The sequence below is a fragment of the Azospirillum sp. TSO5 genome (genome assembly GCF_003116065.1).
Lineage (GTDB): Bacteria > Pseudomonadota > Alphaproteobacteria > Azospirillales > Azospirillaceae > Azospirillum.
On record NZ_LGQY01000020.1, the window covers coordinates 114,362 to 141,014 of the forward strand.

At 67.6% G+C, this 26,653-nt stretch carries 22 protein-coding genes; 14 read left to right on the plus strand and 8 right to left on the minus strand.

Translation table 11 applies throughout. The annotated features are described in order from the left end of the window. Nucleotides 1–19: 19 nt before the first annotated feature. Nucleotides 20–973, plus strand: coding sequence for a phosphatidate cytidylyltransferase (locus tag TSO5_RS06345; RefSeq protein WP_109150830.1), 954 nt, complete (start codon nt 20–22; stop codon nt 971–973). A 58-nt stretch (nt 974–1,031) separates the two neighbouring features. Here TSO5_RS06345 and TSO5_RS06350 read toward each other — a convergent pair whose 3' ends face one another. After that, the gene (locus TSO5_RS06350; protein WP_109150800.1) at nt 1,032–1,871 is read right to left on the minus strand and encodes an isocitrate lyase/phosphoenolpyruvate mutase family protein; all 840 of its coding nucleotides are present in this window, start codon (nt 1,869–1,871) and stop codon (nt 1,032–1,034) included. Between the two features lie 328 nt (nt 1,872–2,199). Here TSO5_RS06350 and TSO5_RS06355 point away from each other — a divergent pair, with 328 nt between their 5' ends. The 10 genes from TSO5_RS06355 to TSO5_RS06400 all read left to right on the plus strand — a co-directional run bounded on the left by TSO5_RS06355 (nt 2,200) and on the right by TSO5_RS06400 (nt 15,045). Beyond that, complete coding sequence (locus TSO5_RS06355) at nt 2,200–2,724, plus strand: sigma-70 family RNA polymerase sigma factor (protein ID WP_109150801.1); 525 nt, start codon at nt 2,200–2,202, stop codon at nt 2,722–2,724. Nucleotides 2,725–2,825: 101 nt separating this feature from the next. Continuing rightward, nucleotides 2,826–3,851: a FecR family protein gene (locus TSO5_RS06360; RefSeq protein ID WP_109150802.1), complete on the plus strand. Its 1,026-nt coding sequence runs from the start codon at nt 2,826–2,828 to the stop codon at nt 3,849–3,851. 129 nt (nt 3,852–3,980) lie between these two features. Next, on the plus strand, nt 3,981–6,470 hold the full coding sequence (locus TSO5_RS06365) for a TonB-dependent receptor (protein ID WP_247870611.1): 2,490 nt from the start codon (nt 3,981–3,983) through the stop codon (nt 6,468–6,470). Nucleotides 6,471–6,506: 36 nt separating this feature from the next. After that, a complete protein-coding gene (locus tag TSO5_RS06370) occupies nt 6,507–7,655 on the plus strand; it encodes a PepSY domain-containing protein (RefSeq protein ID WP_109150803.1) in 1,149 nt (382 codons plus the stop codon). Beyond that, entirely contained in the window at nt 7,652–7,837 is a 186-nt protein-coding gene (locus TSO5_RS06375; protein ID WP_109150804.1) for a hypothetical protein, read from the plus strand. The genes TSO5_RS06370 and TSO5_RS06375 overlap by 4 nt, the downstream gene beginning before the upstream one ends. A gap of 214 nt (nt 7,838–8,051) precedes the next feature. Continuing rightward, a complete protein-coding gene (locus TSO5_RS06380) occupies nt 8,052–9,842 on the plus strand; it encodes an ABC transporter ATP-binding protein (RefSeq protein WP_348981049.1) in 1,791 nt (596 codons plus the stop codon). Between the two features lie 47 nt (nt 9,843–9,889). Continuing rightward, nucleotides 9,890–11,425: an ABC transporter substrate-binding protein gene (locus tag TSO5_RS06385; protein ID WP_109150806.1), complete on the plus strand. Its 1,536-nt coding sequence runs from the start codon at nt 9,890–9,892 to the stop codon at nt 11,423–11,425. An 85-nt stretch (nt 11,426–11,510) separates the two neighbouring features. Further along, a complete protein-coding gene (locus TSO5_RS06390) occupies nt 11,511–12,434 on the plus strand; it encodes an ABC transporter permease (RefSeq protein ID WP_109150832.1) in 924 nt (307 codons plus the stop codon). A gap of 5 nt (nt 12,435–12,439) precedes the next feature. Then, entirely contained in the window at nt 12,440–13,294 is an 855-nt protein-coding gene (locus TSO5_RS06395) for an ABC transporter permease (RefSeq protein ID WP_109150807.1), read from the plus strand. Beyond that, nucleotides 13,291–15,045 carry a M14 family metallopeptidase gene (locus TSO5_RS06400; protein ID WP_109150808.1) on the plus strand — a complete coding sequence of 585 codons (1,755 nt, stop codon included), beginning with the start codon at nt 13,291–13,293 and terminating at the stop codon, nt 15,043–15,045. The genes TSO5_RS06395 and TSO5_RS06400 overlap by 4 nt, the downstream gene beginning before the upstream one ends. Nucleotides 15,046–15,121: 76 nt before the next feature. Here TSO5_RS06400 and TSO5_RS06405 read toward each other — a convergent pair whose 3' ends face one another. After that, nucleotides 15,122–16,348: an ABC transporter substrate-binding protein gene (locus tag TSO5_RS06405; protein ID WP_109150809.1), complete on the minus strand. Its 1,227-nt coding sequence runs from the start codon at nt 16,346–16,348 to the stop codon at nt 15,122–15,124. A 51-nt stretch (nt 16,349–16,399) separates the two neighbouring features. After that, on the minus strand, nt 16,400–17,689 hold the full coding sequence (locus TSO5_RS06410; RefSeq protein WP_109150810.1) for a hydroxymethylglutaryl-CoA reductase, degradative: 1,290 nt from the start codon (nt 17,687–17,689) through the stop codon (nt 16,400–16,402). Between the two features lie 246 nt (nt 17,690–17,935). Here TSO5_RS06410 and TSO5_RS06415 point away from each other — a divergent pair, with 246 nt between their 5' ends. Continuing rightward, entirely contained in the window at nt 17,936–19,318 is a 1,383-nt protein-coding gene (locus tag TSO5_RS06415) for a PLP-dependent aminotransferase family protein (protein ID WP_109150811.1), read from the plus strand. Between the two features lie 39 nt (nt 19,319–19,357). Here TSO5_RS06415 and TSO5_RS06420 read toward each other — a convergent pair whose 3' ends face one another. Then, complete coding sequence (locus TSO5_RS06420) at nt 19,358–20,326, minus strand: LysR substrate-binding domain-containing protein (RefSeq protein WP_109150812.1); 969 nt, start codon at nt 20,324–20,326, stop codon at nt 19,358–19,360. A gap of 110 nt (nt 20,327–20,436) precedes the next feature. Between TSO5_RS06420 and betC the strand changes: the two genes are divergently transcribed. Then, a complete protein-coding gene (betC, locus tag TSO5_RS06425; RefSeq protein WP_109150813.1) occupies nt 20,437–21,978 on the plus strand; it encodes a choline-sulfatase in 1,542 nt (513 codons plus the stop codon). Between the two features lie 75 nt (nt 21,979–22,053). After that, complete coding sequence (locus TSO5_RS06430) at nt 22,054–23,043, plus strand: choline ABC transporter substrate-binding protein (protein ID WP_247870612.1); 990 nt, start codon at nt 22,054–22,056, stop codon at nt 23,041–23,043. A 163-nt stretch (nt 23,044–23,206) separates the two neighbouring features. Here TSO5_RS06430 and TSO5_RS06435 read toward each other — a convergent pair whose 3' ends face one another. The 4 genes from TSO5_RS06435 to TSO5_RS06450 are packed head-to-tail and all read right to left on the minus strand — an operon-like array spanning nt 23,207 to nt 26,637. Next, nucleotides 23,207–23,914: an ABC transporter ATP-binding protein gene (locus TSO5_RS06435; RefSeq protein WP_109150814.1), complete on the minus strand. Its 708-nt coding sequence runs from the start codon at nt 23,912–23,914 to the stop codon at nt 23,207–23,209. Between the two features lie 5 nt (nt 23,915–23,919). After that, nucleotides 23,920–24,702, minus strand: a complete 783-nt coding sequence (locus TSO5_RS06440) for an ABC transporter ATP-binding protein (RefSeq protein WP_247870613.1) — start codon at nt 24,700–24,702, stop codon at nt 23,920–23,922. Continuing rightward, nucleotides 24,699–25,751, minus strand: coding sequence for a branched-chain amino acid ABC transporter permease (locus TSO5_RS06445; protein WP_109150815.1), 1,053 nt, complete (start codon nt 25,749–25,751; stop codon nt 24,699–24,701). Before TSO5_RS06445 ends, TSO5_RS06440 begins: the two co-directional genes overlap by 4 nt. Continuing rightward, nucleotides 25,744–26,637 (minus strand): branched-chain amino acid ABC transporter permease, encoded by an 894-nt coding sequence (locus TSO5_RS06450; protein WP_109150835.1) that lies wholly within the window; start codon nt 26,635–26,637, stop codon nt 25,744–25,746. Before TSO5_RS06450 ends, TSO5_RS06445 begins: the two co-directional genes overlap by 8 nt. Nucleotides 26,638–26,653: the final 16 nt, after the last annotated feature.

The window sequence follows — 26,653 nt, forward strand, 5'->3', positions numbered from 1 at the left end:
CAGCGTGATGAACTCAGTGATGACTGTTTTCACGACCACCGAACCGCTGTTCCTCTGGCTGTCGGGCGCCGCCCTTGGCCTGCTGGTCGTCGCCACCCTGATCGGCACCGTCCTGGCCTACCGCGTCCAGACGCCGGCCGGGCGCGACACGGTGCGCAACCTGAACGCCCGCATCCGTTCCTGGTGGGTGATGGTGGCGCTGTTCGCCGCGGCGATGCTGCTGGGCAGCGTGGTAACGCTGGTCCTGTTCACCCTGCTCTCCTATCTGGCGCTGCGTGAGTTCATTACGCTGACGCCGACCCGGCGCGGCGATCATGCCGGACTGTTCCTGTCCTTCTTCGTGGTCGTGCCGCTGCAATACTGGCTGATCGGGATCGGCTGGTACGGGCTGTTCTCGATCTTCATCCCGGTCTACGTGTTCATGGCACTGCCGTCGCTGTCGGTGCTGGGCGCCGACCCCACCGACTTCCTGACCCGCACCGCCAAGGCGCAGTGGGGGCTGATGCTGGCGGTCTATTGCACCAGCCACGCGCCGGCCCTGCTGTGGCTCGACATCCCCGGCTACGAACTGCCCAGCGCCCTGCTGCTGCTATACCTGATGACGGTGGCGCAGCTGAGCGACGTCTTCCAGTACGTCTTCGGCAAGCTGTGGGGCAAGACCCGGCTGTCGCCCGGCATCAGCCCGTCCAAGACGGTGGAAGGGCTGGTCGGCGGTGGGCTGACCGCCGTCGCCATCGGCACCGGGCTGCACGTCATCACGCCCTTCTCGCCGCTCCAGGCGGCGGGCATGTCGCTGATCATCGTGATCGCCGGATTCTTCGGCGGCTTCGTCCTGTCGGCGATGAAGCGCGACCTCGGGGTCAAGGATTGGGGCACCATGATCGAGGGTCATGGCGGCGTCCTCGACCGCCTCGACTCCATCGTGTTCTCGGCGCCGCTGTTCTTCCACCTCACGCGCTACTGGTTCACCTGACCAAGGGATGCGCCTGACAATGGGCAAAAGCTGAAAGTTGCTCCCTATTGCGACACACTCAATCGGAGCTGCGGCCGTGGGTCCGGAAGAAACCGTTGAGTGTGTCGAACGGTTCGGCTTCGGAAAGGGCATCGAAACGGCCTTGATCGGCCAACATCCGCGCCGCCCGGAGAAAGCCGCCCCACGCGGCGCGGCTGAGTGCGCTTCCAAGGCTGATCCGCCGCACGCCCAATTCGGCAATCTGCTGCACCGACAGACCGATCGGCGAGGAGACAAGCAGGTTGAGCGGCTTGGGTCCCACAGCATCGACCGCAGCCTTTATCACGCTCGGATTCCGCAGGCCCGGCGCATACAGGACGTCAGCCCCCGCCGCCGCGTAGGCAGGCAACCGGCGCAGCACCTCCTCGACAGCAGCCGAATGATCGACCAGCACGGCTTCGCAGCGGGCGGTCAGGAGAACGCCCGTTCCCCGCAGCGCCTCCGTCGCCGCCGCGATACGCTCGACGCCATGGGCAAAATCGTACAGCGGCTTCGATGGATCGCCGGTGGCGTCCTCCACGGACAGGCCGGCCACGCCGGTTTCGGCGCAGAGCCGCACATTGCGGGCCAGACCCTCGACATCATGGGCATAGCCGGATTCAAAATCGGCATTCACCGGCAGATCGGTTGCCTGAACGATGTCGGCGATGTGGGTCAGCATGTCTGCACAGGACACCGCCCAATCAGCATCTGAAAGCCCCCGCGAAAAGGCAAACCCCGCCGAGGTGGAGGCCAGTGCGCGGAACCCGAGGTGTTTCAGCATCATGGCGCTGCCGATATCCCAAGGGTTGGGAATGACGAAGCAGCCGTCCTTGTGCAGGTCGGAGAACGCGGTGCGAGTTTTGCTGTGGTCAGCCATCACGGACTCTTTCTGGAATGGCAGCACGGTCTCGGCTGAATGCCTCCCGCAAGGTACGGCAGCGGTCCGGCACAGTCCATTGGCAACGGCAGTTGCCCCGGCGGCGGCCTTGGTTCTGACCGCATTTCACCGCGATCCGGGCATGAAGGGCACCCTGCGATAATAAGAATCGTTCGCATTTCAAGTTCAGTGCGGCTATACCGGTGTGACCGGCATCAAAGGCGAAGGCCCCACGGATGCCGATCCCTTCGCATCCGCCATTCCGCGCATCCGTGACCGACCTTTCCTGCCCTGCCCTGTCCGATGACCTCCGTTCCTGGCCCGCCAGATGACCGGCCCTGTCGGCAATTGGGCGCGCAGGATCGCGGAACTGTTCGATGCGCATCGGCTACGGGTGGAGCGTGCCATCGCCCGGCGGACCGGCGACCCGCAGACGGCAGGCGATCTGGCGCAGGATGCCTTCCTGCGGCTGGCACGCCTTCCCGATGGCGAGGCGGTGCAGAACCCCGCCGGTCTGCTCTATGTGGTGGCCGACCGTATCGCGCTGGACCATTGCCGGGCAGCCCGGCGTCAGCGCATGCGCGAGGCGGGTCCGCCCGACGAGGAGTTGCCGGCCGCAGGCCCCGGCGCCGATGCGGTGGTGGAGCGGAACCAGACCATGGCCCGGCTGCGCGGCGCCATCGATGCCCTGCCGCCCAAGACCCGCGAGGTCTTCCTGCTCTACCATGTCGAAGGCCTGCCCTACCGCGCCATCGGCGAACGGCTCGGCATCTCCCCGCGCACGGTGGAGTACCATCTGCGCACGGCGCTGGAACAGTGCCGCGCCCACATGAAGCGGCGCCCGCTGCGATGATCGGCAATTTCCTTTCCTCTGCAGGGAATTTTCTTTGAGGGATCGGCCTGTGCTGGTCGTCTTATCCAACATGAGGCAACGGGAGCTTGCGGCAAGACGCGATGGATCATCGGGATGAACGGCATCGGGACCCGGCAGACGGGGAGCCGGCGGACGGTGGACCGGATGAGGACCGACTGTTCTCGGAAGCCAACGCGTGGTTCTTCCGCCTGCAGTCCGACGACCTCAGCCCGGCGGAGCGTACCGCCTTCGCCGGGTGGCTGAGCCGGAGCCCGGCTCATTCCCGCGCCTGGAGCGAACTGCGGACCCTCCTGCACGACCTGAAGGAACCTGCCCGTGCCGCCTATGCCGGCTCCCGCATTGCGCCTCCCCGCCGCCCCGTAGCGGTTCGGGTGCGACGCTTCGCTGCGGCGCTGGCGGTCCTGCTGGTGGCCGGCGGGTTTGGCGTCTGGCACGGACCGACGCTCTACCAGAATGCCGTCGCCGATCAGGTGACCTCGACCGGCCAGCGGCGGACATTGGCACTGCCGGACGGCTCCACCGCTGAGATGAACGGCGACACCGCGCTGGTTCTCGATTTCCGGGATGGTGAGAGGCGAGTCCGTCTCCTGCGCGGGGAGGCGTGGTTCCACGTCACCCGCGATCCCGACCATCCCTTCGTCGTCGATGGCGGGGCGGGCGCCGCCCGCGTGCTGGGCACCCGCTTCAGCGTCCGGCGCGAGGACGACCGCACGACGGTCACGGTCGGCGAGGGACTGGTGGAGGTCGCCGCCCAACGAGACGCCGACAGCCATGCCGCCTGGCCCGACAGCATCCGCCTGCACCCCGGCGAGAGCGCGGAGGCCGACTCACACGGCCTGACCGGGCCACGGGCGGTGGATCCCGCCGTTGCCTTCGCATGGCGCCAGGGCCAGATCGTCTTCCGCCAGCAGTCGCTCGCCTCGGTCATCGCCGCGCTGAACCGGCAATGGCCGGGCCGCATTGTCCTGCTGAACGGCGAGGCGGCGGAGCGCGTGGTCTCCGGCGTCTTCGCGCTCGACCGGCCGGATGCCGTGTTCGATGCGCTGGAGCGCGGCCTCGGCGTGCGTGCCACCCGCATCACCCCCTACCTGACCCTGCTCCGCTGAAAAAGTTCGGGAAGTCCGAAAAAACTTCCCAGGGATCTCCGTCTGCCCATCGTCATCACCGGGAAAGAAGAGAATGAGACGCAGTCGCAGAACGCGGCGCGGTCTCTCACCGGATGACAGAGGCGAGTGATGGCATCGGCAAAGTTTGGACTGGTGGATGTGATGATCGGACGCCGGAGCAGCGTCCATGGTGGTCGGTTCGGCCGTGTGTTCCTGGGGCGGCTGCTGGCGACGACGGTGATGATCGCGCCCGGCCTGCTGCTGTCCAGCGTCCCCGCAGCGATGGCGCAGACGAACCCGGCCGGCGCGGTGACCTTCGCCATTGCGCCGCAATCGGTGGACGGGGCGCTCGCCGCCTTCTCCGCCGCCACCCGCATCCAGGTGCTGAGCCCCGGCGTGGTGACGCAGGGCGTCGACTCCCCCGGCGTCAGCGGTTCGATGTCCGCGCGCGAGGGGCTGAACCGCCTGCTGTCCGGCACCGGGCTGGCCGCCCGCTTCCTCAACACCGAAACCGTGACGGTCGAGCGCGTGGCCGCCGGTGGCGCCATCCAGCTCGACCCGGTGCAGATCGAAGGCAGCGGGGCCGCGACCGGTCCCGGTGCGCTGCCCCCGGCCTATGCCGGCGGTCAGGTGGCGCGCGGCGGACGCATCGGCGCGCTGGGCAACCAGGACGCGATGGACGTTCCCTTCTCCGTCACTGGCTACACCGGCGAAACCATCCGCAACCAGCAGGCGGATACCGTCGCCGACGTGCTGGCCAACGACCCGGCGGTGCGCAGCGGCCTCGGCTACGGCAACTTCGCGGAGAGCTTCGTCATACGCGGCTTCCAGCTGATGGGCGAGGATCTGTCGATCGACGGACTCTATGGAACCGCACCGCGCCAGATCGTCGCCACCAACATGTTCGAACGGGTGGAGGTGCTGAAGGGCGCCAACGCCTTTCTGAACGGTGCGGCCCCCAGCGGGTCCGGCATCGGCGGCGGCGTGAATCTCGTACCCAAGCGGGCGGAGGATGAACCTCTGACCCGCCTGACCGCCAGCTATGCGATGGACAGCCGGTTCGGCCTGTCCGCCGATGTCGGCCGCCGGTTCGGTGACGCCAACCAGTTCGGCGTGCGCGTCAACGCCGCGATCCGCGGCGGCGAGACCGCCATCGACGACGAGGAGCGGACGCTGAAGCTCGGCTCCCTAGCGCTGGACTATCGCGGCGAGCGCGCCCGCGTGACGCTCGACGTCGGCACCCAGACCCAGCGGGTGGAGCAGGGCCGCCCCGTGGTCTATTTCGGCAGCTTCGTCCCAGCGGTGCCGTCGGCTTCCCAGAACTATGCGCAACCCTGGAGCTATTCGCAGATGCGCGACACCTTCGGCCAGATCCGCGCCGAATACGACATCCTGCCGAACCTGACCGCCTATGGCGCCTTCGGCCTGCGCAGCATGCGCGAGGACGGCGACTATGCCTCCCCCACCATCACGCGGCCCGACGGCACCGGCACCGTCAGGCGCCTGACCGTCCCGCGCGAGGATTTCACCAGCACCGGTCAGGCCGGAATCCGGGCCGACCTGCACACCGGTCCGGTCAGGCATCAGTTGAATGCCGGCGCCTCCGCGCTGCGGACGACCAACAACAACGGCTTCGAGTTCGGCACGACCACCGCCATCAACCTCTACAACATGGTCGGCTTCCCGCGACCGGCGACGACATCGGCCAGCGGCATGGTCGGCGATCCGCCAAAGGTCAGCGAGTCGGTGCTGCGCAGCGTCTATGCGTCGGACACGCTGTCGATCCTCGACGACCGGGTGATGGTCACCGCCGGCCTGCGCCAGCAGAACATCCAGGTCCGCGGCTTCAACCGTGCCAACGGCGCCCGCACCTCCGATTACGACCAGTCGGCGCTGACGCCGGTGGTCGGGCTGGTGGTGAAGCCGATCAAGGAACTGTCGCTCTACGCCAACCGGATCGAGGGGCTGGCGCAGGGGCCGACCGCCCCGTCCACGGCGGCCAATTCCGGAGAGATCTTCGAGCCCTACCGCTCCGTCCAGTACGAGGTCGGCGGCAAGTTGGACTTCGGCAGCTTCGGCGGCTCGCTGTCGCTGTTCCAGACCACCCAGCCCAGCGGCGTCACCGACGCGTTCACCCGCATCTACAGCGTGTCCGGCGAACAGCGCAACCGCGGCATCGAGCTGATGCTGTACGGCGAACCGGTGCAGGGCGTCCGGCTGCTGGGCGGCGCCACCTTCATCGATCCGGAGCTGACCGACACCGGCAGCGCCGCGACCGAGGGCAAGGACGCCGTCGGCGTTCCGCGCCACCAGTTCAATGCCAACGTCGAATGGGACCTGCCCTTCCTGCCGGCTTCCTTCCCCACCGTGACACTGACCGGGCGCGTGATCCACACCGGATCGCAGTATCTCAACACCGCCAACACGCTGAAGATCCCCAGCTGGACCCGCTTCGACGTCGGCGCGCGGATGGTCACCGACATCCAGAACCGTCCGGTCATCGTCCGGGCGGCGGTGGAGAACGTCACCGACAAGGCCTATTGGGCGTCGGCTTACGGCGGCTACCTGAGCCAGGGCGCTCCGCTGACCGCCAAGCTGTCGCTGTCGGTCGATTTCTGAACGCTGCATTCATGACGGCGGCATGAGGAGTGCCCGATGACCAACCGAACCATCCGGATTTGGACGCTGATCCACAAATGGACCAGCCTGATCTGCACGGTCTTCATGCTGCTGCTGTGCCTGACCGGCCTGCCGCTGATCTTCCATGACGAGATCGAGGCGCTGACGGCGGAGGACACCCTGCCGCCGATGCCGGCCGAAACGCCCTTGAAGTCATTGGACGAGGCGGTCGCCTCGGCGCTGGCCACCTATCCCGGCGAACGTCCGCTGTTCCTCAGCTTCGACGAGGACCGGCCAGTGGTGAACGTCACGACCGGCCCGACCGCCCGCCCGCCGGTGTCGCAGATGCACATCTCCGCCATCGACCTGCGCACCACGCGGATTCTGGCCGACCTGAACGACGACCAGGGCTTCATGCATGTGATGCTGCGCCTGCATGTGGACATGTTCGCAGGTCTACCCGGCGAGCTGTTCCTCGGCTTCATGGGATTCCTGCTGTTCCTCGCCACCCTGTCCGGCGTGGTGATCTATGCCCCCTTCATGCGCAAGCTGTCCTTCGGCACCGTGCGGGCCGGGCGCAGCAGGCGGCTGAAATGGCTCGACCTGCACAACATGCTGGGGATCGTCACGCTGATGTGGGTGGTGGTGGTCGGGCTGACCGGCGTCATCAACACCCTGTCGGTTCCGCTGGTCGCCTATTGGCGCGCCAACGAGCTGGCGGCGATGATCGCCCCCTATGAGGGCAAGCCGGTGCCGGAACGCTTCGCCTCCGTCGACGCGGCCGTCCGCACCGCGATGGAGGCCGCCCCCGGCATGCGCCCGCAGTTCATCGCCTTCCCCGGCGTACGGTTCTCCAGCAACCATCATTACGCGGTGTGGTTGAAGGGAGCCACTCCCGCCACCAACCGGATCCTGACCCCCGCCCTGATCGACGCGGAAACGGGGGCCTTCACCGACATGCGGTCCATGCCCTGGTACATGCTGGCGTTGCGGCTGTCGCAGCCGCTGCACTTCGGCGATTATGGCGGGCTGCCGATGAAGATCCTGTGGGCGGTGCTGGACATGCTGACCATCCTCATCCTCGGCAGCGGCCTGTATCTGTGGATCGCCCGCCGCCGCAACGTCCAGGAACAGGCCGGCGCAAGCCCCAGCCTGCGCGCCGTCGCCGGGGAGGCCGCGGAATGAAGCCGCGCGCTCCCCTCCCCCTGCTGGCGATCTTCGGCATTCCCATCGCTATCGCGCTCGTCACCACCGCCGGGCTGGTCACCGCCCTGCTGGACGACGGGCTGGTGGACGCGTTGTCCTGGGCGGCGCTGTCCGTCCCCATTCTGGCTGCGGCCTGGTCCTGGCGGAAACGCGAGCGCTGAACGCTCCTTCCGACACCACGGCGGGGAGCGGATGATAACATCGGGCGCCGCTATCGATCCGAAATAATTCATTGACGGAACTGGTAGATCCGGGAAACCTCAACCCCTTGACAATAGGGACACCAAGGTTCCGCGCCCGATGCAGCCATCCACCCGGAACGCCTCTCCAACTCCCGCACCGCCGACCACACCACCTTTGCTCAGCGTCGAGGACTTGTCTGTCGCGTTTGGCGGGCAGCGCGTCATTGAAGATCTCAGCTTCCGTGTCCATCCGGGGCGGACGCTGGCGATCGTCGGCGAGTCGGGGTCGGGCAAGTCGGTGACGTCGCTGTCGGTGATGCGGCTCGCCGACATGGTGGGGGCGCACTATCCCACCGGCCGCATCCTGTTCGAGGGCAGTCGGGGGCCGCGCGACCTGCTGACGGCCACGCAGAAGGAGATGCGGGCGATCCGCGGCAAGGAGATCGCCATGATCTTCCAGGAGCCGATGACCTCGCTGAACCCCGTCTTCACCATCGGCGACCAGATCGGCGAAACGCTGACCCTGCACGAAGGCATGGGCAAGGCCGCGGCGGCGGCGGAGGCCCGGCGGCTGCTCGACATGGTCCGCCTGCCGGATGCCGCCCAGATACTGAAGCGCTACCCGCACCAGCTCTCGGGCGGCATGCGCCAGCGGGTGATGATCGCCATGGCGCTGGCCTGCCGGCCCAGGCTGCTGATCGCGGACGAACCGACGACCGCGCTCGACGTGACGATCCAGGCGCAGATCCTGACCATCATGCGCGACCTGCAGGCCGAACTCGGCATGGCGATGATGTTCATCACCCACGATATGGGCGTGGTGGCCGAGATGGCGGACGACGTCGTCGTCATGTGGAAGGGCCGCAAGGTCGAGGAGGGCCGCGCCGCCGATCTCTTCGCCACCCCGCGCCAGCCCTACACCCGCGCCCTGCTGGCCGCCGTGCCGCGGCTGGGCGCCATGGCGGGAGAGGACCATCCCCGCCGCCTGCCGCTGACCGTCCTCGACGGCGACCACGTCACCACCATTGGCGAGGCCAGGGTGCAGGACACGGCCGACTACGGCGCGGCCCCCCTTCTGTCGGTTCGCGATCTGTCCGTCAGGTTCAAGTCCAGGACCAACTGGCTCGGCCGCGCGACGCATCAGGTCCATGCGGTGACGCAGGTCTCCTTCGACATCCATCCGGGCGAAACGCTGGCGCTGGTCGGCGAGTCGGGCTCCGGCAAATCGACGATCGGGCGCACCATCCAGCAGTTGCAGGACGCGACCTCGGGCCGCATCTCGTTCCGCGGCCGCCCCCTGTCGGAGATGGGGGCGGCGGACCGCAACCGGCTGCGGCGCGACGTCCAGTACATCTTCCAGGATCCCTTCGCGTCGCTGGATCCGCGCAAGACAGTCGGCTTCTCGATCGCGGAGCCGATCCGCACCCATGGCCTGCTCGACGGCGAGCGGGAGATCCGCAAACGGGTGGACGGCCTGCTGGAGCGGGTCGGGCTCGCCCCTGCCCACGCCGCCCGCTACCCGCACGAATTTTCCGGCGGCCAGCGCCAGCGCGTCTGCATCGCCCGCGCGCTCGCCTCCGACCCGAAACTGATCATTGCCGACGAGGCGCTGTCGGCGCTTGACGTGTCGATCCAGGCGCAGGTCATCAACCTATTCATGGACCTTCAGGCCGAACGCGGCCTCGCCTACCTTTTCATCAGTCACGATATGGCGGTGGTGGAGAAGATGAGCCACCGGGTGGCCGTCCTCTTCCTCGGCCAGATCATGGAAATGGGAAGCCGGCGGCAGATCTTCGAAAGCCCGGCGCACGACTACACGCGCCGCCTGCTGTCCGCGGTCCCGGTCGCCGACCCCTCGCGGCGCAGCCGCCGGGCGCTGCTGGATGGGGAGATCCCGAGCCCGGTCCGCGCCGTCGGCGACGACCCCGCGGTCCTGCCGCTGGACGAGGTGCAGCCGGGGCATTTCGTCCGCCGGAGCGCATGACCCGGCGCCCTCGTCAACCAACAACCATCGATCAAGGAACAGGTGTCATGGCATTGGGAGTGAAGGGATTCAGGGCCGCGTTCATGGCGGCGCTGCTGGCGGGGACGGCCTTCATGGCGACGCCCGCGGATGCCGCCGGGAAGCTGACGATCTCGTCGCCGCAGGATCCCGGAAGTTGGGACCCGATCGACACCTTTCTGGTCAACTGGGCCTCGGTCGGCACCAACATCTTCGACGGGCTGACCTACCGCGGCCCGGACCGCAAGCTGGTGCCCGGGCTGGCCGAATCCTGGACCGAGATGGACGGCGGCAAGCGCATCCGCTTCAAGCTGCGCAGCGGCGTGACCTTCCACGACGGCGAGCCGTTCAACGCCGCCGCCGTGAAGTTCACCTTCGACCGGCTGCTTGGCGAGGAAGGAGCTAAGGGGCCGCAGCGCTCCAACTACATCGCCATCGACAGCGTCGAGGTCATCGACGACACCACCGTCGATCTCAAGCTGAAGGCCCCCGATCCGGTCCTGCTGACCAAGCTGGCCGGCTATGGCGCGATGATCGTGCCGCCAAAATACATCCAGGAGAAGGGCGACGCCTTCTTCAACGTCAACCCGGTCGGCACCGGGCCTTTCAAGTTCGTCTCCTACGCCCCCAAGACCAGCATCAAGCTGGAAGCCAATCCCAACTACTGGGGCGGCGCGCCGAAGCTGTCGGAGGTCGAATACCGCTTCATCACCGAGCCGGCCACTGCGGTCGCGGAGCTTCAGGCCGGCCGCGTTGACGTCGTCCTGCCGCCGACCATTCCCATCGGCATGGTGCCGGTGATCCAGGCCGACCCGAAGCTGACGCTCCTCAGCGTGCCGGGGCCGACGGTGGACGCGCTACGCTTCAACACCAAAAGCGGTATCACCGCCGATCCGCGGGTGCGCAAGGCACTGATCATGGCGGTGGACCGCGCCGCCATCGTCAAGTCGATCCTGGCCGGTCAGGCGTCGGAAATCGCCAGCTTCCAGGGCGAGCTGTCCTTCGGCTACGATCCGACGCTGAAGCCGCTGCCCTTTGATCCGAAGGGCGCGCAGGCCCTGCTGGCCCAGGCCGGGGTGAAGCCGGGCGCCACGGTGCAGATCGACATCCGCGGCAACGACGCCACGATGAACGAGGTGGCCCAGGCCGTCGCCGCCTATCTGGGCGCGGTCGGCGTCGTCGCGACGATCAAGCCCTATGAGACCAACGTGCTGCTGAACGACATCATCCCGCAGGGCAAGACCGGCGCGATGTTCCAGCAGAAATGGGGCGGCTGGACCTTCGACTACGACAACACCGCCTACGCCATGTACCATTCCGGCGAGAAGTGGAACCCGTACGAGCAGGACGCCGATCTGGACAAGCTGCTGGAATCGCAACGCGCCATCACCGACGTGGCGGAGCGCGAGCGCATCCTGAAGCAGATCGCGCACACCGTCGCCGACAAGGCGCTGGAAATGCCGCTCTACAACTCCAACGCCATCTACGGCGTCGCCAAGCGGGTCAAGAACTTCCCGCCGGCATCGGACAACCGTCCGAAGCTGACCGAGGTGACGGTGGACTGACCGCCCGTCCGGCGCCGCCCGTCCCCTCTGGGGAGCGGCGGCGCCGGATATGGTTTCGCTCGGTTTCTTTTCAGGGTGGCATGTCTTGGCCGGTTTCCTTCTCAAGCGCCTGATCCAGGCGATCTTCGTCATGGTCGTGGTGACGCTGGTCGTCTCCTTCGCGATCCGCCTGACGGGCGACCCGGCCCTGATGCTGACGCAAGGGGCGGGCAGCATCACCGAACAGGATCTGGAGCGCATCCGCGAGGCGCTGGGGGTCAACCGGCCCTTCCTCGTCCAATACGGCGGCTTCCTGACCGGGCTGTTGCGGTTCGACTTCGGCAACAGCTTCCTTGGCGGCACCCCGGTGTCGCGGCTGATCGCCGACGCGCTGCCGGCCACGCTGCTGCTGGCGCTGATATCGATGGCCGTTTCCATCGCCCTGTCCATCCCGCTCGGCATCCGGGCGGCGACGGCGCGGGGCGGGGTCGCCGATCAGGCGATCCGCATCCTGTCGCTGGTCGGCCTGTCGGTGCCCAACTTCTGGCTGGCGACGATGCTGGTGCTGCTGTTCGCCATCACCTTGGGCTGGCTGCCGCCGAGCGGTATGGAAAGCCCCTCCAACTTCATCCTGCCGGCGGTCACCATGGGGGTCATCCTGACCGCGACCAACGTGCGGCTGGTGCGCAGCGCCATGCTGGAAACCCTGCAGTCGCAGTATGTCATGGTGGCGCGCGCCAAGGGGCTGAGCGAGGGCAAGGTCCTCTACAAGCACGCGCTGCGCAACTGCGCCATCCCGCTGATCACCTATTTCGGCCTGCAGTTCGGCGGCCTGCTGGGCGGCATCGTCGTGGTGGAGCGCGTCTTCAACTGGCCGGGGCTCGGCACGCTGGCCTTCGACGCGGTGGCCGCGCGCGACTACCCGGTGCTGCAGGGCGTCATCACCGTCCTGTCGCTGCTGATCGTCGGCGTCAACCTGCTGGTCGACATCGCCTATGGGCTGGTCGATCCGCGCATCCGGACCTCGTGACCGCCATGGCCGCTGCGCTCTCCTTCCTGCGCTCCCCGCGCTTCCGCAACCTCGAATTCCTGCTCGGCGCGTCGCTGACCCTGGTCATCTGCGTGGCCGTGCTCTTTTCCGACCAGCTGTTCCCCGGCGGGGCGGACAAGATGGACCTGCTGGCTCGTCTGTCGCCGCCCTTCCGGAATGCGGCGCACCCGCTGGGCACCGACCCGCTCGGGCGCGACGTGCTGGCCCGTGTGGTTGCGGGCGGCAAGATCTCGCTGCTGGTTGGTTTCGTCTCGGTCGCCGGGGCGGCGGTGATCGGCGTGCTGATGGGCCTGATTTCCGGCTACTACCGCGGCATCTGCGACATCGTGGTGATGCGCTTCGCCGACGTGCAACTGGCGCTGCCCTTCATCCTGCTGGCGATCACCTTCATCGCCATCGTCGGCGGCAGCCTGACCAACACCATCATCCTGCTGATCGTGTCGCAGTGGGTGCAGTACGCGCGCCTCGTCCGCGGCTCCGTCCTGGCATTGCGCGAGCGGGAGTTCATCCAGTCCGCCCGCGCCATCGGGGTCAAGGACTGGCGGATCATCGTCCAGCACCTGCTGCCGAACCTGATCGGCCCGGTGATCGTGCTGCTGACGCTGAACGTCGCCAACAACATCCTGCTGGAAAGCAGCCTGACCTTCCTCGGGCTCGGCATCGATCCGACCATCCCCAGCTGGGGCGGCATGCTGGCCTCCGGGCGCACCTATCTCCAGGTCGCCTGGTGGGTCAGCGTCTTCCCCGGCCTTGCCATTCTTCTGACCGTGCTGGGCCTGAACCTGCTCGGCGACTGGCTGCGCGACAGCCTCGACCCCACCGGGAGAACGTCACGATGACCGTCCTGTTCGAAGCCTCGTTCGAGCGGACGCTCGATCAACTGTGCGCCCAGCTGAACGGCGGCGCCCAGAGCGGCAATTCGGTGGAGGCCTGGACCTTCGACGATGCGCGGAGCCGCCGCGCCGCCGAGCGGCGCCTCGCGGAGCGCGGCGTGTCCGCCCGAATCCGCAGCGCCTACAAGCCCCTGCTGCACTTCTTCCTGGAGGAGGTGGAGCGGGGCGATCTGGCGGCCGTGACCGTCGCCTATCCGGTCCACCCACAGGCTCCGGCGAACCGCTTCCTGCTGGAGGCCTATCCGCTGGCCGCCCTGCTGGACGGGTTGAAGGTGGCGTTCCACCCGCGGGCGGACGGCGCGTTCCATTACGACGTGACGCTGACCTTCAAGGATGGCCGGCGGGAGGAACAGCGGGTGGCCGCGCCCAACCGCGTCCACACCGACATGGCGGGGGAGACCAGCGTTTCGCCGACCGGCTGGCTGCGCCTGGGCGACAATGAGGACGGGGAACGGCTGGAGACCGATTACGAGCGGCTGTTCGAAGCCGCCATGACGGCCATCATTGCCCACCCCTGGACCGGCGGCGAGCCCTATTTCGAGGAACTGAGCATCCGCGTCGACTATCCGGCGGCGGACGAACCGCTGGGCTTCGCCGACGAGGTTGTGAGCCTGCGTGAAGCCTTGCACGAGGACTTCTATTTCTCCCTGCTGGAGGTGTTCCAGCGCAAATCCGGCCGGCCGCTCGGCGACCGCGGGCTGAAGCCGGGCCAGATCGCACCGGACATCGGGCTGAGCGATGGCGCAGTGCGGGTGCGGGTGGAACTGCGTCCCCTGTCATGCGACGCCGCCACGGCCGCCGACGAGCCATTGGACGTCCCCTCGCTGGACCGCGCCGCCGCTCCGGTCGGAGACGCGGCGATCCGTGCCGGATTGGAGCGGATCGGCGGTGACCCGTTCGAGGCGGGAACGCGTAGCGGACGCCCGGTGCTCGCCCGCTATGTGCGGGGCAGCGACGTACCGGTGATGATCAGCGGCGGCCAACACGCGAACGAGACGACCGGCGTGGTGGGCGCCCTGCGGGCGGCAAGCCGGCTGGCGCAGCGTCCGGGCGCGCATTTCACCGTTTCGCCCCTGGAGAATCCGGACGGCTACGCCCTGCATCAGCGGCTGCGGGCCGCCAACCCGCGCCACATGCACCACGCGGCGCGCTACACCGCGCTCGGCGACGACCTGGAATACCGCGATCCGGCGACGGCCGGTCCCCATCTCAATGAAAAGGCCATCCGGCTGGAGGCGGAACGGTTGAGCGGCGCCCGTCTCCACCTGAACCTGCACGGCTACCCCTCGCATGAATGGACCCGGCCGCTGTCGGGCTATGTCCCCCGCAACTTCGCCATGTGGACCCTGCCCAAGGGCTTCTTCCTGGTGATGCGCCACCACGCGGGTTGGGAGACGGTGGCGGAGCGCCTGCTCGACCGGGTGACGGCGCATCTTGCCACGATTCCTGAACTGGCGGCCCGCAACGCCGAACAGATCGCACTCTACGAAATCCATGCCGGCGAGACTGGATTCCGCATCATCAACGGCTTCCCCTGCCTTTCGTCACTGGATGAACGCAGCACGGTGCCGGTGACGTTGATCACCGAATATCCGGACGAGACCATCTACGGCGATGCCTTCATCCAGGGCCACACCGCGCAGATGGCGACGGTGCTTGCCGCCTACGAGGCCTGGCAGGAGCTTGTCGTGAGCTGACCGGCGCCATCATGGCATGCCCAGGCCCACGAGAGCGGGCCTGGGGCTGTCGGTTAAGCCGGGCCGGTGACCCGCCTTACTTCTCCACCAGCGGGCAGCCACCTTCAGACAGCGGGCGGAACGCTTCGGGGCCAGGGATGGTCTTGACCAGCTTGTAGAAGTCCCAAGGTCCCTTCGATTCTTCGGGCTTCTTGACCTCGAAGAACAGCATGTCGTGGACCGCCCGGCCGTCAACGCGAACGCTGCCCTTGCCGAACAGGGGATCATCGGTCGGCAGGTCCCGCATCTTGGCGGCGACGACGGCGCCATCGGTGCTGTCGGCGGCCTTGACCGCCTTCAGATAATGAAGGGCGCCGGCATAGACGCCGGCCTGGTTGCCGGTGGGACGGCGCCCGTCCATCCGGGCAGCGAAGCGGTCGGCAAAGGCCCGGGTGCCGGGATTCAGATCCCAATAGAAGGCCTCGGTCAGATACAGTCCCTGCGCATCCTTCAATCCGACGGCGGCGACGTCGCTCAGCTGCATCAGCAAGGCGGCCAGCCGCTGGCCGCCGGCGGTGATGCCGAACTCGGTCGCCTGCTTGACCGACCCGATGGTGTCGCCCACCGCGTTGGCCAGCCCGATGACCTGTGCGCCGCTGCCCTGCGCCTGTAGCAGGTAGGAGGAGAAATCAGACGCGTTGGGCGGATGGCGGACGCTGCCGACAATGGTGCCGCCCATGCTCTTGACCACCGCCGAGGCGTCGCGCTCCAGCGCATGACCGAAGGCGTAGTCGGCGGTCATGAAGAACCAGCGCTTGCCCCCGCTCTCCGTCACCGCCCGCGCCGTGCCGTTGGCCAGCGCCCAGGTATCGTAGGTCCATTGGATGGTATTGGGGGAGCATTTCGGGCCGGTCAGCTCCGTCGTACCGGGACCGGATGCGATGAAGACGGCCTTGGACTTGCGCGTCACCTCGTTCACCGCCAGCGCCACCGACGAGAAGGGCACGTCCAGAACCGCGTCGACATGCTCCTGGTCCAGCCAGCGGCGCGCGGTGGCGGCGCCGATGTCGGGCTTGTTCTGGTGGTCTGCGTGGATGACCTCGATGGTGACGCCGGGCAGCTCCTTGGCGAAATCCTCCGCAGCCAGTTCCGCAGCCACCACCGAGCCCCGGCCGGTGCTGTCGGACGCGAAGCCGCTCATGTCGGTCAGCACCCCCAGCTTCACCCGGTGATTCGCGATCTCGGCCGATGCCGGGACGGTGCCGATCGACAATGCGACGAGGCTGGCGGCGGCCATGCCGGCCAGCGTGTATCCGGTCTTCATCAAGGTCCTCCCCTTATTCATTTTGATGCTCTACGGTTTTGCCCGCTGCCGTCAGGCGCCGGTGGCCCCGCCACGCAGATCCCGCAGGACCTCCTGGGCGATGTCCTGGCGCACGCTGCCGCGCTCCACCAACGCGGCGGCGACGCGGTCGATCTCGTCGCCGACCGCGCCGGCCATCATCGCGATGTTCTGGGCGTGCAGAGCCATGTGGCCTTTCTGGATGCCGGTGGTCGCCAGCGCCTTCAGCGCCGAGAAGTTCTGTGCCAGCCCAACCGCGGCGATGATGCGGGCGAGACGTTCGGCGCTGGTTACGCCGAGGATCGCCAGACAGGCCTGCGCCGTCGGATGCGCCTTGGTGGCGCCACCGATCAGCCCGACCGCCATCGGCAGTTCGATGGAGCCGCTGAGCTGTCCGTCGGCGGTTACCTCGAAGCGGGTCAGGCTGCCATACTGGCCGCTACGGGCGGCAAAGGCATGGGCGCCGGCCTCCACCGCACGGGTGTCGTTGCCGGTCGCCAGCACGACGGCGCTGACGCCGTTCATGATCCCCTTGTTGTGGGTGGCGGCGCGATACGGGTCGGCGGCGGCAAAGTGATAGGCGCTGATGATGCCGTCGCGCACCGACTCGCCGCCGATCTGGTCGAGCGGCCACACCGCATGCGCCCGCGCCAGCCGGCGGTCGGCCAGATTGGACAGGATGCGCAGATACACCCGGCCGCCGCTCCAGGCGGCGATGTGGGGGGCCAGCTTCTCCGCCATGCTGTTGACGGCGTTGGCGCCCATCGCGTCGCGGGTATCGACGATCAGATGGGTCACCAGCATCGGGCCGCCCTGGCTGTCGAGCACACGCACCTCGACATCGCGGAAGCCGCCGCCGAAAGACAGCAGTACCGGATCGCAGCCGTCGCAGATCGCCTTGATCTCCTCGCGTCGCCCGAGGATGCGCAGGCGGGCCGCATGGGGATCGGCCACGTCGACCGCCTGGATCTGCGCGATCATCAGCGTGCCGGACATCGAGGTGGTGAAGCCGCCGGCGTCATAGCATTGCCGGGCCGCGTTGCAGACCGCGGCGACGACCGACGACTCCTCCGTCGCCATTGGGATCAGCACATCCTCGCCGTCGACCCTCATATTGGTCGCGATCCCCAGCGGGATATTCATCGACCCGATTACGTTCTCGACCAGACGGTCGGCAAGGCCCAGATCCAGGTTCCCGGTGTCCGACAGCCGCGCGGCGGCGGCGGCATCGAGGCCGGCGAAGTCCGAGACGATGCCCAAGCGCTCCGCCGGCGATTTCTTATGGAATCCGGAAATGCGGGAACTGCGGGTGGTGTCGTTCATTCCTGAACCCTGTCGTGCGCTTTGTGGATGCATTCCCTTCCGGCGCCGCGCGGCGGAGCGCACCGGATGGGATAATGAGGGCGGGACAATGCTGGTGCTGGTCGAACGGGCGCCGCGGGCTGCCCCGCCATCACCATTCGTTTCATTGATGATCAGTGATACAAAGGGACAGCACAAGGGACAGTTTCCCGAAATCTCCGGGACACTGTACCAGCGCATTTGTTGGGACACTGAAACGGTGACGCGATGACACGGGTGGGTAGCATCGTCGACAGGATCGCCGGCCTGATCGGCGAGGGCCTGTTGAAGCCGGGAGAGCGTCTCCTGTCGGTGCGGGCCGGCGCCGTCGAGCACGGCGTCTCGAAGAACACTATGGCGGAGGCCTACGACCGTCTGGTCGCGCTGGGCCATGTCGAGGCGAAGCAGGGGGCCGGCTATTACGTCGCCCGCGTCCGCCATGCCGTGGTCGGGCAGCAGTCCGCCCATGTCGCCGAAGCGGTGGACTTCGTGTCTCTGCTTCGCGAACAGCTGGTGCAGAGCTATGCCGTGCGGATCGGCGATGGCCGGCCGCCGCCGTCCTGGATGGAGCGGTTCGAGGTCGGTGGCAGCCCGCGTTTCCTGGCCGCAACCCGCAGCCTGACGCCGGAACACGGCTACGGCTCCCCCTGGGGCTTCCTGCCGTTGCGGGAGCGGCTGGCGCTGACGCTCGGCGAACGGTCGATCACGGCGTCGCCGGACCAGATCCTGCTGACCCAGGGCGCGAACCACGCACTCGACCTCGTGGCCCGCCAGATGCTGGAACCGGGGGACACGGTGCTGGTCGACAGCCCCGGCTATTATCCACTGTTCGGCAAGCTCCGGCTGTCGCGGATCAGCATCGTCGGCGTCCAGCGGCGCCACGACGGCCCCGACCTCGACGATCTCGCCGCCAAGGCCGCCGCCCACAAGCCGAAGCTGTTCTTCACCCAGTCGCTGGCGCACAACCCGACCGGCGGCTCGATCACGCCCGCCGTCGCGCACCGCCTGCTGCGGATTGCCGAACAGCACGGCCTGTACGTCGTCGAGGACGACCCCTTCGCCGATGTCCTGCCCGCCGCCAGCCCGCGGCTCGCCGCGCTCGACCAGTTGGAGCGGGTCATCTATGTCGGTACCTTCTCGAAAACCCTGTCGGCCAGCCTGCGTGTCGGCTATGTCGCAGCGAAACGCCCTCTGATCGACCGGCTGTGCGACGTCAAGATGCTGACCGTCGTCAGCACCTCCGACTATGTCGAGCGGATCGTCTACGCCTTCATCGCCTCCGGCCAGTATCTTCGACATCTGCGCCGGCTGAAGACGCTGATAGCGGAGCATACGGAAAAGGCGACGCTCGCATTGACCCGCATCGGTGTCCGGCTGCCGCCGGCCGCTCCCGGGGGATATTATCTGTGGGGTGAGCTTCCTGACCGCATCGACGAGGCCGAACTGGTGCGCCAGGCTGCGGAACAGGGGATTTTCCTGGCGCCCGGCACACTGTTCCTGCCGACGCGGACGGCCACTGCGCCGGCGATGCGGATCAACATCGCCTACGCCGACGACCCCCGCTTCATCGCATTTCTCGGCGACCGTCTGCACGCAAACGGCGCGCGGTAACCGGAACCGCGCTGACCCGCCGCTTCGCCACGATGGGCACTATCTGCCGTCGCCATCCCGGCGGCTTTCCTCGACGACCCAGCGGCGGAAGCGGTCGCGACGCTCATCCGGCGTGCGCCGGTTGGAGACGACGAGGAAATAGCCCCGTTCCGTCTGAACCGGCCGGTCGAACAGGGCAACCAGATGCCCGTCCCGCATCAGATCGGCGATCAGCGGGCTCCATCCCAGCGCCACCCCCTGGCCCATCAAGGCAGCCTGCAGGACCAGCGGGTAATTGTTGAAGGTCAGATCATGGCCGCCGGCCGGCACGGGCAGCCCGTGCAGGGTGAACCAATCACCCCAGGACAGCCAGGCGGCCGGCCCGATGCATTCCAGATGCAAGAGCGGCAGGGAGGCCAGATCGGCCGGGTCGGCGGCGGCCCCAGCGGCGGCCCCAGCGGCGGCCCCGGTGGCGGCCCCGGTGGCGAACTGGGCGCGGCTTGCCCGGAAAGCAGGGCTGCAGACCGGCAGGACCCGCTCGGGAAACAGGAGTTCCGCCTCGCAGCCTGGCCAATGGCCGTGACCGAAGGTGATGGCGATGTCCGCCGCCTCGCGGCGCAGGTCGATCGCATTCTGCGTCGTCACGATCCGCACATCCAGTTCGGGCAAAAGCTGGCGCAAGGCGCCGAGACGCGGCAGCAGCCAGCCGGAGGCGAAACCGAAATCGGTGGCGACGTTCAGAACGCCCGGCCGTTGCCGATCGCGGATGCGGGTCACCGCATCGCCGATGCCGTCCAGCGCCTCGCGCGTCGCCTCGTAGAGCCGCACGCCGTCCGGCGTCAGCGCGACTCCGCGGTGAAGGCGACGGAACAGCGCCGTCCCCAGATCGGCCTCCAGCCAGCCGATCTGGTGGCTGACGGCCGACTGGGTGCAGGCAAGCTCGCGGGCGGCAGCGCTGAAGCTGAGCAGCCGGCCGGCAGCCTCGAAGAAAATCAGGGTGCGCAGTGGCGGCAGGCGGTCCTTTCCCATGAGCACCCCTCATACCGGCATGATGAGACAGGGGCTTCACGCCCCTGTTGGGCGCGTCAATTCTATCGTTCTCGAACGATCTGTCCATAAACGGTATGAAGTAGGCGGATATGGCACGGCGCCCCAACATCCTCATCCTCATGGCCGACCAGATGATCCCGCAGGCGCTCGGCGCCTACGGCAACCCGACGGTGCGGACGCCGCACATCGACCGCTTGGCGGAGGGCGGCGTGGTGTTCGACAGCGCCTACTGCAACAGTCCGCTCTGCGCCCCCTCGCGCTATGTCTTCCTGTCCGGGCGGTTGCCCTCGGCAATCGGCGGCTACGACAACGCCGCCGAATTTCCCTCCGCGGTTCCCACTTTTGCCCATTACCTGCGGCTGGCCGGTTACCGGACCATTTTGTCCGGCAAGATGCATTTCTGCGGGGCCGACCAGCTTCACGGTTTCGAGGAACGGCTGACCACCGACATCTATCCGGCCGATTTCGGCTGGACGCCGGACTGGACCCGGCCCCAGGAACGGCCGAGCTGGTATCACAACATGAGCTCGGTGCGCGATGCCGGCCCCTGCCTGCGCACCAACCAGCTCGACTTCGACGAGGAGGTGGTTTTCACCGCCGAGCGCAAGCTGTACGACATCGCCCGCGGCCGGCGGGAACGGCCCTTCTGCTTCGTGGTGTCGCTGACACATCCGCACGACCCCTACGCCATCACCGAGCGCTACTGGAACCGCCACACCGACGCGGAGGTCCCGCTGCCGCGCGTCACTCTGGCGCCGGGCACGATGGACCCGCATTCGCGGCGTTTGCGTCACGTCTGTGCGATGGACGAGAGGCCGCTCAGCGAACGGCAGATCCGCAACGCCCGCCGCGCCTATTACGGGTCCGTCGCCTATGTGGACGACCAGATCGGTCGGATGATGGGGGCGCTGGAGGAAACCGGACTGGCCGAGGACACCGTCATCGTCCTGCTGTCCGACCATGGCGACATGCTGGGCGAACGCGGGCTGTGGTACAAGATGAGCTTCTTCGAGTCCGCCTGCCGCATCCCGCTGATCATCCGGGCGCCGGGCTGGTTCCAGGCCGGACGGGTCGCCGCCTCGGTCTCATCGATGGATCTGCTGCCGACCCTGGTCGACCTCGCCCATGACGGGGCGGCACCAGGCTGGCGGACGCCGATCGACGGGCGCAGCCTGCTGCCGCACCTTCAGCGCAGCGGCGGCCATGACGAGGTGATCGGCGAATATCTGGCTGAAGGTGCCCTGGCCCCGATCGTGATGATCCGGCGCGGCCGCGAGAAATTCATCCATTCGCCAGCCGATCCTGACCAGCTCTACGATCTGTCCGAGGATCCAGACGAGCTGGTGAACCGGGCGGAGCAGCCCACCGCCGGCTCGTCGGCGGCCGATGCCCTGCGACGCTTCCGCGCCGAGGTGGAACAGCGCTGGGACTTGGCGCGGCTGTATGAGGAGGTTGTCGCCAGCCAGCAGCGGCGCCTCCTGGTGGGTGATGCACTGCGCCAGGGGCAGCACCGCTCCTGGGATTTCCAGCCCTTCACCGATGCAGGCACCAGCTATATGCGCAACCATCTGGATCTCGACGATCTGGAAGCCATGGCGCGCTTCCCGCGCCCTGGCACCCCGGCGCATTAAGACGGCGCGCCGGCGCGCCGGACGTCGACCATCACCCGACAGGAGGGAGAGCACATGCGTGCACCGGAGCTTGCAATGGGCGGTTTGACAGCGGGGCGTTCGGCACTGGCCGGTCTGGTGGTCGTGATCGGGATGACGGTCGGCGCGCTGGCGATTTCGGCAGCGGCATCGGAATCGGCGACTGCGGCGGAGCCCGCGAGTTGCCAGACGGTGAGGATGGCCGATCCCGGTTGGACGGACATCACCGCGACCAATGCGGTGGCGGGAGCGCTGCTGGGAGCCATGGGCTATCAGCAGAAGATCGAGACGGTCGCCGTGCCGATCATTTTCCAGGGGCTGAAGACCGGGCAGATCGATGTCTTCCTCGGCAACTGGATGCCGGCGCAATCCACCTTCCTCGACAAGCTGATCGCCGAGAAATCCGTCGAGATCGTGCGCCCGAACCTGGAGAACGCCAAATTCACCCTGGCGGTGCCGACCGCGGTGGCCAATGCCGGCGTGCACAGCTTTGCCGACCTCGCCCGGTTCGGCGACCGGTTCGAAAAGAAGATCTACGGGATCGAGCCGGGGGCGCCGGCGAACCAGAACATCCAGCGTATGCTCGACAAGAAGGATTTCGGGCTGGAGGGCTGGACCCTGGTCGAATCGAGCGAGCAGGCCATGCTGGCACAGGCGATGCGCCGGACGCGCAACAAGGATTGGGTGGTCTTTCTCGGCTGGCAACCGCACCCGATGAACACCCGGATCGACATGACCTATCTCAGCGGCGGCGACGCCTATTTCGGCCCGAACTATGGCAGCACCACGGTCAACACCCTGTCCCGGCGCGGCTACGGCAATGAATGCACGAACGTCCACCGCCTGTTCAGCCAACTCGCCTTCACCGTCGAGATGGAGAACGAGATCATGGCCGCCATCACCGAAGACAAGAAAGCCCCCAAGGACGCAGCGGCCAGCTACCTGAAGGCGCATCCCGACCTCATTGGCCCCTGGCTGGCCGGCGTGTCGACCCGCGACGGCAAGGACGCCGCCCCGGCCGTGCGCGCGGCGTTGGACCTGAAGTGACGCAACCAAACGATAAGGAGACGAACAACCATGCTTGCCGCGTTGCGCGCATGGGTCCGGGCCCGCTTCCCATCCTGGTTCAGGCCGGCCTACCGGCCTGAACGCCATTACATGCGGGGTCCCTCCGGTTTGCGATGAGGCCGGAGGGGGAAGGACCGCCGGATCATACGGCAACCATCTCCATCAGCCGGGCACGGTCGGCCGGGGAAGCCGCTTCGCCGTGGAGCGTGATGCGCCCCCGTTCCACCGCGTAGAAACGGTCAGCGACATCCAGGGCGCGGTGGATGTTCTGCTCCACCAGCAGGATGGTCAATCCCGCCCGCTTCAGCTCCGTGATGATCGCGAAGATCTCGTCGACGATCATCGGCGCCAGACCTTCCGTCGGTTCGTCGATCAGCAACAGCTTGGCGGTACCCACCATCACGCGGGCCATCGCCAGCATCTGCTGCTCGCCGCCAGACAAGGTGGTGCCGAGTTGCCGCCGCCGTTCGGCCAGCCGGGGGAAGCGGGCGAAGGCCTGTCCGATCGCCTGTTCATTCTCCCGGCGCGCCCGGCCGGGACATTGGCGCAGCCCCAGCCGCAGATTCTCCTCGACGCTGAGGCCTGGGAAGATGCGGCGATCTTCCGGCACCAGCCCGAGCCCAAGGCGGGCGATCGCGTCGGGCGTCTGCCCGGCCAGATCAATGCCGTCGAAGCGGATCGTGCCGGAACTGGCCGGCACCCAGCCGGCGACGGATTTCAGAATGGTGGTCTTGCCGACGCCGTTGCGGCCGAACAGCCCGACCACCTCGCCCGGACCGGCCTGCAGGGACACCCCTTGCAGAACATGGCTCAGGCCGTAATGCGCGTGCAGGTTCTCGATGGAAAGCATGGGTGTCACCCGTGTCCGAAATAGGCGGCCTGTACGGCGGGATCGGCGCGCACCACGGCGGGCGGCCCTTCGGCAATCTTCCGGCCCTGGGCCATCACGACGACATGGTCCGACAGGCTCATCACCAACCCGATGTCGTGTTCGATCAGCAGCACGGTCAGGTCGCCGGCCAGCGAGCGGATCAGCGCGCCGGTGTCGGCGGTGTCGCCGTGGCTCATGCCCTGGGTCGGCTCGTCCAGCAGCAGCACCCGCGGTTCGGCGGCCAGCGCCACCGCGATCTCCAGCCGCCGCTGTTCGCCGTGCGACAGGTTGCCGGCAAGCTCGCGCGCCTTGGCCGACAGACCGAACCGCTCCAGCAGCGCGTCGGCCTTGGCCAGCGCCCGGCGGCTGTGGCCGACCGGGCGCAAGGCATGCCAGGGCCGTTCCAGAACCTGCGCGGCGATCCGCAGGTTTTCCAGCACCGGCAGCTCGAAGAACAGGTTGGTGATCTGGAAGGACCGCGCCAGCCCGGCGGCGAGCAGGCGGTCGGGGGACCGCCCGGTGACATCGGCGCCGTCCAGGGTGACCCGGCCGCCGGTCGGGCGGATGGCGCCGCTGATCAGGTTGAACAGCGTGCTCTTGCCCGCCCCGTTGGGTCCGATGACCGAGGTGATCCGTCCGGCTGCGGCCTCGAAGCCGACGCCCGCCACCGCCTGGAGCCCGCCGAAATTCACCGACAGGTCGCGCACGCCCAATGCACAGGCGCCGCCTGCGCTGGCCGTCGCCGCTTTGAGGGAGGATGCCATCATGGCGTCGTCCTCCCGGTTTCGCCCCTTGAGCCATTGTGCCGGTTCAGCCGGGCCAGCAGAGCGCCGACCAGCCCCTTGCGCAGGAAGATGACGGACAGCATGAAGATGACCCCCACGACGATCAGGTGATGCTCGGTCCAGGATCCGACGACCGAGCGCAGGGCGGTCAGCAGCAGGCTGCCCACCACCGGCCCGACCAGCGTGCCGACGCCGCCGACGATGACGGTAATGACGGCGTTGCCGGAGGTTTCGAAGAACATCAGTTCCGGCGAGACGAAGCCGCGCAGCATCGGATAGAGCGCCCCCGCCAGCGCGGCGACGCAGGCCGCCAGCACATAGACCGCCAGCTTGTAGCGCCAGGCGTTGAAGCCCAGGAACGGTACGCGCTTCTCGTTGGCGCGGATGGCGGCCAGGGTGCGGCCGAACGGCGCGTCCATCAGATAGGCCAGCCCTGCATAGGCCGCGACGGTTAGGGCCAGCACCAGCAGGAAGAAGGACAGCGGATCGGCGGTGTCGAGACTGAACGGCCCGAATCCGACCTGGACCTGCGGGATGCCGATCAGCCCGTCCGACGCGCCCAACGCGCGGGTGTTGTAGACGGTCTTGGCGGCGACCTGCGCCAGCCCGAAGGTGATGAGTGCGAAATAGACGCCCTTCACCCGGTTGGCGATGACGCCGCCGATCAGGCCCGCCACGCCGCCGGCCAGCAGGGCCGCTCCCATCGCCAGCCAGAAGCTGGGGGCGACGTCGCGCAGGACGAGCGCCGAGACATAGGCGCCCAGCCCGAAATACAGCGCCTGTCCCAGCGACAGCAGGCCGTTATAGCCGAGCAGCAGGTCGACGCTCATCGCCAGCCCGGCGAAGATCAGCGCTTCGGTCGCCAGACGCAGGTAGAAGCCGTTGCCGGTCGCCCAGGCGACGGCGGCGAAGCCCAGCGCCGCCGCCAGGAAACCAAGCGCCAGCCAATGGACCGGCGCCAGACGGGAAAGCCGGGAAACCGGCCCGGCCCTGCCGGGGTCGGAGAGGGTGCGCAGAGTGGCTTCAGGCATGTCCGAGCCTCCCGAACAGGCCCTGCGGCCGGACCATCAGCACCAGCACCATGATCCCGAACACCAGCGGGTCGGACCACACCGGCGAAATGTAGAGGCTGGAGAGCGCCTGCACCTGGGTCAGCAGCAGGCCGGCGATCACCGCCCCCTGGATCGACCCCATGCCGCCGACGATCACCACGGTGAAGGCCATCAGGATGAAATCGCGGCCCATGGTCGGGAACACCGAATAGATCGGCGCCAGCAGCACGCCGGCCAGCCCGGCCAGAGCGACCCCGAAGGCGAAGGTGCCGGCATAGACGCGGCGCACCGGCACGCCCAGCGACGAGGCCATGTCCTTGTCGAAGGCCGCCGCCCGGACCATGGCGCCAAGCCCGGTGCGGAAGACCACCAGCCAGACCGCGGCAATCAGTGCGAGGCCGAAGCCGATCAGGAACAGCCGGTAGTTCGGCAGGAACATGCCGAGAATCTCGGTGCCGCCCTCGATCGGGTTCTCGGGCCGCAGGGTGTTGGGTCCATAGACCAGCTTCAGCAGATCCTCCAGGATCATCCCCAGCCCGAAGGTCAGCAGCAGGGTCAGAATGTGGCGGTCGCGGCTGTGGAAGACCCGTGCGATCAGCCAGCGCTCGGCCATCCAGCCGATCGGCAGCATCAGCAGCGGCACCAGCACCAGCAGCGCCCAGAACCCGACGCCCAGCCCGGCCAGGGTCAGGGACAGGAAGGCGCCCATGGCGTAGAACTCGCCATGGGCCATGTTGATGACGTCCAGCAGCCCGAAGATGATGGTCAGGCCCAGCGCCATCAGAACGACGGCAACCCCGAGCGACAGACCGTTCAGCGCCTGCGGCGCCAGGACGAATTGCAGATAGTCGATGAGATCGGCCATGGCCATCGGCTCCTTG